This window comes from Dietzia sp. B44, from assembly GCF_014145245.1.
Lineage (GTDB): Bacteria > Actinomycetota > Actinomycetes > Mycobacteriales > Mycobacteriaceae > Dietzia > Dietzia natronolimnaea.
Map to the genome: position 1 here is coordinate 1 of NZ_JAALEF010000500.1, position 1,095 is coordinate 1,095.

2 protein-coding genes are annotated in these 1,095 nt (G+C 71.1%); both read right to left on the bottom strand.

Features of this window, described 5'->3' with window-relative positions:
• Positions 1–16: 16 nt before the first annotated feature.
• Entirely contained in the window at positions 17–703 is a 687-nt protein-coding gene (locus G6017_RS14900) for a heme-binding beta-barrel domain-containing protein (protein ID WP_347238025.1), read from the bottom strand.
• Positions 704–822: 119 nt separating this feature from the next.
• A partial coding sequence (locus G6017_RS17000) for a DUF8021 domain-containing protein (RefSeq protein WP_524536310.1) occupies positions 823–1,095 on the bottom strand: 273 nt, incomplete at its 5' end.

Here is a 1,095-nt window from a genome sequence, read left to right on the forward strand (position 1 = left end):
CCGGCGCCGGGCGCGGTCAGCCGGCGACGCGCCGCAGGCGCGCCGACATGTGCGGGACCAGGCCCTTCTCCGGGTGGACGCGCTCCTCGACCCACCCCAGGTCGCCGCCCTCGACGATCCCGTAGATGCGCTTGGCGCCGCCACGCTCCGGGCCGGTGGGGGAGGCGAGCACGACGTCGGTCGCCATCTCCCACGCGGCCTGGTTGATCGGCGCCCCGTAGTACATCTCGATGACCCCGGAGGCGTGCGCCACCAGGAACTCGAGCTGGTCGTCCGCGGAGATCCGCCAGAACCCCGACTCGCGGTAGGCGTCGTCGACCGCCCCGCCCGTGTCGAACGTCCAGGCGCGGGAACTCCAGCTCAGGTAGTTCTCCCCGTCGTGGGAGACGACGATCTGCTGGCCGAAGCGGTGCTCGCCCCGGTCGGCGGTGTCCGCCTCGCCCTCGCCCTCCCAGACCCCCACCAGGGGGAGCAGGGCGAGAAGGCCCGGGTGCAGGTCAGGACCGAACCGGAGGTTGGCCGTGTCCCCCGGGACCGGGAGGTCGGAGAACGCCGGGATGTTCCGACCCGCGGTCTGTTCGGAACGCTGCGCCGCGGCATCGACCGCCGCGTTCGCGGACCCGCGGACGACCGAGCCGCCGTCTCCCCCCTCGGGGGTGGACGACGTCGGGTCGACCGCGCCGGTGTGGCCGCCGTCCGTCACGACTCGTCGGTGACCGTGCGGTACACGATGTAGCAGGTGACCCATGTGATGGCCAGCGTGCAGAGGACGAGGAGGATCTCGAAGAAGAGCACCATGGTCTAATCCTAACCCCGAGGGTGTCAGCCGAGTGAGATGCGGGCGTCGATCGAGTGGATCAGGCAGTCCTCGGGGGGTACCACGAAGTCCTCGCTGACCCGTGCCCTGAGCCCCACCACGGTCACGAGGGTGAAGTCCGCGTGCACGACGCCCTCGCGTCCCGGCGGATCGACGGTGATCACGATGTCGCGCACCTCCCGGATGGTCGAGTACTGCAGGTGCAGGTGCAGGTCCCACTTGAGGTGGTCGGCGCCGAACCCGGTCCTGAGCCCGTTCTCCCGCCGGACGCAGTCCGG